This window comes from Pseudomonas sp. SDO5522_S412 (genome assembly GCF_054071215.1).
Genome location: NZ_JBSVWQ010000266.1, coordinates 1 through 7,167 on the forward strand (window position 1 = coordinate 1; position 7,167 = coordinate 7,167).

6 protein-coding genes are annotated in these 7,167 nt (G+C 61.2%); 4 read left to right on the plus strand and 2 right to left on the minus strand.

What is annotated here, in order from left to right:
* Positions 1–375 precede the first annotated feature (375 nt).
* Positions 376–2,337, plus strand: coding sequence for a choline transporter BetT (betT, locus tag ACW9I6_RS29010; RefSeq protein ID WP_003211865.1), 1,962 nt, complete (start codon positions 376–378; stop codon positions 2,335–2,337).
* A 3-nt stretch (positions 2,338–2,340) separates the two neighbouring features.
* Here the strand turns inward: betT and ACW9I6_RS29015 are convergent, their stop codons facing one another.
* Together ACW9I6_RS29015 and ACW9I6_RS29020 are read right to left on the minus strand one after the other, a co-directional pair.
* Positions 2,341–2,589, minus strand: coding sequence for a hypothetical protein (locus ACW9I6_RS29015; RefSeq protein ID WP_087692731.1), 249 nt, complete (start codon positions 2,587–2,589; stop codon positions 2,341–2,343).
* Between the two features lie 112 nt (positions 2,590–2,701).
* Complete coding sequence (locus ACW9I6_RS29020) at positions 2,702–3,433, minus strand: SDR family oxidoreductase (protein ID WP_008435807.1); 732 nt, start codon at positions 3,431–3,433, stop codon at positions 2,702–2,704.
* Between the two features lie 119 nt (positions 3,434–3,552).
* Between ACW9I6_RS29020 and ACW9I6_RS29025 the strand changes: the two genes are divergently transcribed.
* The 3 genes from ACW9I6_RS29025 to mgrA all read left to right on the plus strand — a co-directional run bounded on the left by ACW9I6_RS29025 (position 3,553) and on the right by mgrA (position 7,080).
* A complete protein-coding gene (locus tag ACW9I6_RS29025) occupies positions 3,553–4,443 on the plus strand; it encodes a LysR family transcriptional regulator (RefSeq protein WP_457340113.1) in 891 nt (296 codons plus the stop codon).
* 161 nt (positions 4,444–4,604) lie between these two features.
* The gene (locus ACW9I6_RS29030; RefSeq protein ID WP_080673292.1) at positions 4,605–5,933 is read left to right on the plus strand and encodes an OprD family outer membrane porin; all 1,329 of its coding nucleotides are present in this window, start codon (positions 4,605–4,607) and stop codon (positions 5,931–5,933) included.
* A gap of 109 nt (positions 5,934–6,042) precedes the next feature.
* The gene (mgrA, locus tag ACW9I6_RS29035; protein WP_003211877.1) at positions 6,043–7,080 is read left to right on the plus strand and encodes an L-glyceraldehyde 3-phosphate reductase; all 1,038 of its coding nucleotides are present in this window, start codon (positions 6,043–6,045) and stop codon (positions 7,078–7,080) included.
* Positions 7,081–7,167: the final 87 nt, after the last annotated feature.

Here is a 7,167-nt window from a genome sequence, read left to right on the forward strand (position 1 = left end):
CCAGAAGTGTTGGCTGACACGCCGCATTCGCGAGCAAGCCCGCTCCCACATTTTGTCTGCATTCCAAATTTGAGCCGCACTACCCAAATTCGAGCCGTATTTCACTCAGCAATCGCTGAACGTTTCGTCATCCCCATACGTCATACCTTTCCTTGAGCTAGTGTAGGAAACACCTACCACTCAGCCCTGCGATTAGTCCTCAAACCCCTATCCATGTTTAACTTGACTGTTCGTTCAAGTTAAATCGGTGGTTCGCTGCCCGCTCACAACAGGAGGCTTACCTTTGCTGAGTCCGTTTTTTACAGCCACATCCCATACCCTTGAGGTGCGCCCTACATGAGTGCATCGTCCACACCTTCCAGCGGTCTGGTCCGCATGAACCCGCCGGTGTTTTACTTCGCCGCGAGCTTCATCCTGCTGTTCGGCCTGACCGTCATCGCGATTCCAGAACAAGCCGGCGCCTGGCTGCTGGCCGCACAAAACTGGGCGGCCAACACGGTCGGCTGGTACTACATGCTGGCGATGACCCTGTATCTGGTCTTCGTGGTGGTCACCGCGTTATCGGGCTACGGCAAGATCAAACTCGGTGCCGACCACGACGAGCCCGAATTCAGTTACCTGTCCTGGGCCGGCATGCTGTTCGCCGCCGGGATCAGCATCACGCTGTTTTTCTTCTGCGTGTCCGAACCCCTGACTCACCTGGTGCAACCGCCCCAGGGCGAGGCCCTGAACGGTGACGCGGCGCGCCAGGCCATGCAGATCCTGTTTCTGCACTGGGGCCTGCATGGCTGGGGCGTGTTCGCCTTCGTCGGCATGGCCCTGGCGTACTTCGCCTACCGGCATAACCTGCCGCTGGCGTTGCGCTCGGCGCTGTATCCGCTGATCGGCAAGCGCATCAACGGCCCCATCGGTTATGCGGTGGACGGCTTCGGCATCATCGCCACGGTGTTCGGCCTCGGCGCCGACATGGGCTTTGGCGTGTTGCACCTCAACTCAGGGCTCGATTACCTGTTCGGCGTGGCCCACACCCAGTGGATCCAGGTCGGCCTCATCACCTTGATGATGGGCGCGGCGATCCTGGTGGCGGTCTCCGGTGTCGATAAAGGCGTGCGGGTGATGTCCGACATCAACATGCTGCTGGCCTGTGCGCTGCTGCTGTTCGTGTTGTTCGCCGGCCCTACCCAACACTTGCTCAACACCCTGATCCAGAACATCGGCGACTACCTCGGCGCCTTGCCGACCAAGAGTTTCGACCTCTACGCCTACGACAAACCGAGCGACTGGCTGGGCGGCTGGACCGTGTTCTATTGGGCCTGGTGGATCGCATGGTCGCCGTTCGTAGGCCTGTTTATCGCGCGCATTTCCCGCGGTCGTACCATCCGTGAATTCGTGTTCGGCGTGCTGTTGATCCCGCTGGGCTTCACCCTGGCGTGGATGTCGATCTTCGGCAACAGCGCCATCGACCAGGTACTCAACCACGGCCTTACGGCGCTGGGACAGTCGGCCATTGATGACCCGTCGATGAGCCTCTACCTGCTGCTGGAAACCTACCCGTGGAGCAAGACGGTGATCGCGGTCACGGTGTTTATCAGCTTCGTGTTCTTCGTCACCTCGGCCGACTCCGGCACGGTGGTGCTCTCGACCTTGTCGGCCAAAGGCGGCAACGCCGATGAAGACGGGCCGAAGTGGCTGCGGGTGTTCTGGGGCGCGATGACCGCGTTGGTGACCAGCGCGCTGCTGTTTGCCGGCAGCATCGACTCGCTCAAGTCGGCCGTGGTCCTGACCTCGCTGCCGTTCTCGATGATCCTGCTGCTGATGATGTGGGGGCTGCACAAGGCGTTCTACCTTGAGTCGCAGAAGCAGATTGCGCAGATGCATTCCCTCGCGCCGGTATCGGGCTCACGCAAGGGCACGGGCGGTTGGCGCCAGCGCCTGAGCCAGGCGGTGCATTTCCCGTCACGGGATGAGGTGTACCGTTTCCTCGAGACCACGGTGCGCCCGGCCATCGAAGAAGTGACGGCGGTGTTTGTCGAAAAAGGCCTCAACGTGGTCACCCAGCCTGACCCGGCCAACGACAGCGTCAGCCTGGAGATCGGCCACGGCGAGCAGCACCCGTTTGTGTATCAGGTGCAGATGCGCGGCTATTTCACCCCGTCATTCGCACGGGGCGGCATGGGTTCCAAGCAGCTCAACAACCGCCGCTACTACCGGGCGGAAGTGCACTTGAGCGAGGGCAGTCAGGACTACGATCTGGTGGGCTACACCAAGGAGCAGATCATCAACGACATCCTCGACCAGTACGAACGGCACATGCAGTTCCTGCACCTGGTTCGTTAAGGCTCAGGCCCTGATAAACAGGGCCAGTGCCACCAACGGCGCACCGAATACCCCGCTGCCGATCACCAGCTCCGAGACCAGGGGCTGGCCGGCAGTGACCACGCCTACCGCGCCGTTCACCACCGACACCACCAGCCAGATCCCGACAAAGCTGTAGGCCAGAATGTGCCGGCTGACGCCCAGCTTTTGGCCGATGAACAGCATCAGCGCGAGGAGGATCAGGCCGGCGGTGATGACGCGGGCGGTGTGCATATCTTAAGTCTCCTGATACCCGCTGATTTTCCGTGAACACCAAACCTGTGGCGAGGGAGCAAGCTCCCTCGCCACAATATCAATGCGTCGTAGAGTGAGTGCTGCGTGGCCTTCAGACCAAACCACCATTGGCCCGCAGGATTTGCCCGTTCACCCAACCACCGGCCGGGCTCACCAGGAACGCCACCACGCGGGCGATATCTTCCGGTTGGCCCAGGCGTTCCAGCGGTGCCATCTTGGCCAGGCCCTGGATCTGCTCTTCGCTTTTGCCATGCAGGAACAGTTCGGTCGCCACCGGGCCCGGGGCAACGGCGTTGACGGTGATGCGCCGGCCGCGCATTTCCTTGGCGAACACCTGGGTCAGGGATTCCACCGCCGCCTTGCTGGCGATGTACACCGCATAACCGGGGAAGTTGAGGCCGACGGTGCTGCTGGAGAAATTGACGATGCGCCCGCCGTCGTTCAGGCGGGTGGCGGCTTCACGCAGGGCGTTGAAGGTGCCGCGGGTATGGATGTCGAAGTTCTGGTTGTAGAGCTCATCGCTGTGTTGGGCCAGCGGCAGCACCTTGAGGATCCCGGCGTTGTTGATCAGCACATCAACCTTGCCCAGCTGGGCTTCGGTCTCGTCGAACAGGCGCTTGACGTCGGCGGCGCTGGCCACGTCGCCCTGGATCGCTATGGCTTGGTGGCCGGCCTGGCGCAACTCCACTACCAGCCTTGACGCTTCGGTGGCGCTGTTGGCGTAGTTGATGGCGACGGCATAACCGTCGGCAGCCAGTTGTCTGGCAACCACGGCGCCGATGCCGCGTGAGGCGCCGGTAACGATAGCAACTTGGGTAGTCATGATCTGGTTTCCTTGGGGCAGTGGTTGGGTGTGGAAGCAGATTCACATGTTTACCCAGGCCGATAAATGCGCCAGAGTTGCCTTGACTGTTCAAGAATCGCCAACAATGGAGACGCGCCGTGGACCAGGTCAAAGCGATGAAAGTGTTCGTGAGGATTTACGAACGCAGCAGCTTCACGCTGGCGGCCGATGACCTGAACCTGCCGCGCGCCACCCTGACCCACACCCTCAACCAGTTCGAGGCCTGGCTCGGCACGCGCCTGCTGGAACGCAGCACCCGCCGCGTCCGCCCCACGCTGGATGGCGAGGCCTATTACCTGCGCTGTGTGCAACTGCTGGCGGAGCTGGAAGAGGCGGAACTGGCCTTCCGTTCGGTGGCCCCCAAGGGCCGCCTGCGGGTGGATTTGCACGGCACCCTGGCCAAGTACTTCGTGATCCCGGCGCTGCCGCAATTCATGGCGCGCTACCCGGAAATCGAGCTGTCCATCAGCGAGGCGGACCGCTTCGTCGACCTGATCGCCGAAGGCGTGGATTGTGTGCTGCGGGCGGGCACCCTGGGGGATTCGGCATTGATCGGTCGCCGGGTTGCGACGCTGCGCCAGGTGACCTGCGCGAGCCCGGCCTACCTGCGCAAATACGGCGAGCCGAAGCGCCTCGCCGACCTGGGCGAGCACCGTGCGGTGAACTATGTTTCACGCACCACCGCGAAGCTGTTCCCCTTCGAATTCATGGTCGACGGCCAGGTGCAGGAAGTGACGATCGAGGGGGCGCTGTCGGTGTTCGGCGCAGAGATTTATGCCGCCAGCGCAGTCGCCGGACTGGGCATTATCCAGTGCCCGCACTACCGCATCGCCGAGCTGATCAACCAGGGCGTGATGCAGGAAATCCTCATTGATAGACCACCGCCGCCCATGCCGGTTTCGGTGCTCTATCCGCAAAACCGACACATGTCGCCGAGGGTGCGAGTGTTCGTCGATTGGCTCGCCGAAATCTTCGCCACTGCCCGCTAACCCGCGTCTTTACTGGGTTTCTTAAATTTAATTTCATCCGGGTAAAGGGTGTTTTGACTCCGAACTGTCACATGGCCATCGCCTAATTGTGTGAAGCGTTTGACGCTTTCATTTCAGAACAGTGACGGAGACCGGTACCAATGAAGACGTTATTAAGCCCCATGGTGGGTGCCGCCATGGCGAGCTTTATGCTGTCCGCCCACGCCGATTTTATCGATGACAGCCACGCCGACGTGACCCTGCTCAACCGCTACCTCAACCAGCAGGGGCGGGATGTGGTAAACAGCAATAACAAGGCCCACAGCATCCGTGATTGGGGCCAGGGTTTTGAGTTCAACTTCAAGTCCGGCTACACCGATGGGCCGGTGGGCTTTGGCCTGGACCTGCAGGCGTTCTACGGTTTGAAACTGGACTCCGGCGGCGACCTCAATGACAAGGATCACCAGGGCCGCTACCCCGGCAGCATGTTCCCGCTGGATAACGGCAAGTCGGCCGACCAGTTCGGCGTGCTCAGCCCGACCTTCAAGATGCGCTTCGCCCAGGATGAATTGCGCGTCGGTACGCTGTACGGCAACAACCCGGTGCTGGCCAACACCGACGGCCGCCTGTACCAGCAGACCAACACCGGGGTGCAGTTGGTTTCCAAGGACTTGACCGACTTCACCTTTACCGCCGGTGACATCCTCAAGACCAAGATCCGCAACGAAACCGGCGACCAGGGCATGATCACCGCCGGCGGCACCAAAGAGAGCGATCGCTTCCTCTACGGCGGCGCGGACTACAAAGGTTTGCCGGACACCACCGTCAGCCTGTGGTACTCCAACCTTGAGGATTACTACCAGCAGTTCTTCCTCGGTGCCAAGCGTCATGACGCCTTGCCTGTCGGCGCGATCGACACCGACGTGCGCCTGTACCGCAGCCTGGGTGTGGGTGAAAACGCCGCGGGCGACAAAGACTATTCGGCTGCGGGTCTCTACGGCGATGGCACCTCCAAGGGCCGCATCAACCAGTCCACCGTCAGCCTGTTGGAAAGCTACAGCCTGGACGGCCATACCGTCGGCCTGGGCATCCAGAAAAACAGCGGCGACAGCGACTTCCCGTACCTGGATTCCGGCCTGAACAGCGGTGCCAGCAACCAGGGCCCGGGCTCGGGCGCCGACACCCCGGCACTCACCAACATGCAACTGAACAAGTTCCAGCATGCCGGCGAGCGCACCTGGCTGGCGCAGTACAAATATGACTTCGGCAAACTCGGTCTTAACGGCCTGACCTTCGCCACGTCCTACGCACACGGCGATGACATCCGCACCACCCAAGGCACTACCAGTGAATGGGAACGTAACGTCACCGTGGCTTACCAGGTGCCCACCGGCACCCTCAAAGGCCTCGGCGTAACCTGGCGAAATGCCCACGCCAGCCCGGATATCACCGGTGCCACGGTGCAAGATGAAAACCGCTTCTATGTAAGCTACGTCGTTCCACTCTGGTAGGACTTTGCTGTAAAAGGGATAGGCAGACTTAAGCGATTCAGCTGCTTAAAAGGCCCGGGAATATGCTTATTCCCGGGCCTTATTTGCCCCAAGTCCAAGAGAGGATTCGATGACTTACATTGCTGCCGAAAACCGCTATGAATCTATTCCTTACCGCCGCGTAGGTCGCAGCGGACTGGTGCTGCCGGCACTGTCCCTGGGGCTGTGGCACAACTTTGGCGACAGCACCCCGATCGACACCCAGCGCGCCTTGCTGCGCACCGCGTTCGACCTGGGTATCAACCACTTCGACCTGGCCAACAACTACGGCCCTCCATACGGCAGCGCCGAGATCAACTTCGGTCGTTTGCTGCGGGAAGACTTCAAGCATTACCGCGATGAACTGATCATCTCCAGCAAGGCGGGCTGGGACATGTGGCCGGGCCCTTATGGCCAGGGCGGCGGTTCGCGCAAGTACGTGCTGGCGAGCCTCGACCAGAGCCTGCAACGCCTGGGCGTCGACTACGTGGACATCTTCTACTCCCACCGTTTTGATGCCGACACCCCGCTGGAAGAAACCGCCAGCGCACTGGCCACCGCCGTGCAACAGGGCAAGGCGTTGTACATCGGGATCTCGTCCTACTCCGGCGTGAAAACCCGGGAAATTGCGGCGCTGCTCCAGGAGTGGAAAGTCCCGCTGCTGATCCACCAGCCGGCCTACAACCTGCTCAACCGCTGGGTGGAAAAAGACCTGCTGGACGTCACCGAAGAACTCGGTGCCGGGGTGATCGCGTTCACGCCATTGGCCCAGGGCCTGCTGACCGACAAATACCTCAACGGCGTACCGGCGGATGCGCGGGTCAATCGTCCGGGGGGTGGTTCGTTGCAGGCCAAGCACTTGTCCGAGGCCAACATCGCCCACGCCCGCGCGCTGAATGAAATTGCCAAGCGCCGTGGCCAGAGCCTGGCGCAGATGGCGTTGGCGTGGACGTTGCGTGATCCACGGGTCACCAGCGCCCTGATCGGTGCGAGCCGGCCGGAGCAGATCATTGAAAACGTCGGTGCGTTGCAGAACCTGAGCTTCAGCGCGCAGGAGTTGGCGGAGATTGATCGGTTTGCCCAGGAAGGCGGGATTAACTTGTGGGAGAAGCCGTCTACGGCTGAATAAGCGGTAGAGCCCGATTCCTGCATCAACCTCTACCCAATGTGGGAGCGGGCTTGCTCGCGAAAGCGGAGTGTCAGTCACTGGATATGT

Coding starts and splice junctions, on each gene's coding strand:
- betT (WP_003211865.1), top strand. CDS start 376: ATGAACCCGCCGGTGTTTTACTTCGCCGCGAGCTTCATCCTGCTGTTC.
- ACW9I6_RS29015 (WP_087692731.1), bottom strand. CDS start 2,589: ATGCACACCGCCCGCGTCATCACCGCCGGCCTGATCCTCCTCGCGCTG.
- ACW9I6_RS29020 (WP_008435807.1), bottom strand. CDS start 3,433: ATGACTACCCAAGTTGCTATCGTTACCGGCGCCTCACGCGGCATCGGC.
- ACW9I6_RS29030 (WP_080673292.1), top strand. CDS start 4,605: ATGGTGGGTGCCGCCATGGCGAGCTTTATGCTGTCCGCCCACGCCGAT.
- mgrA (WP_003211877.1), top strand. CDS start 6,043: ATGACTTACATTGCTGCCGAAAACCGCTATGAATCTATTCCTTACCGC.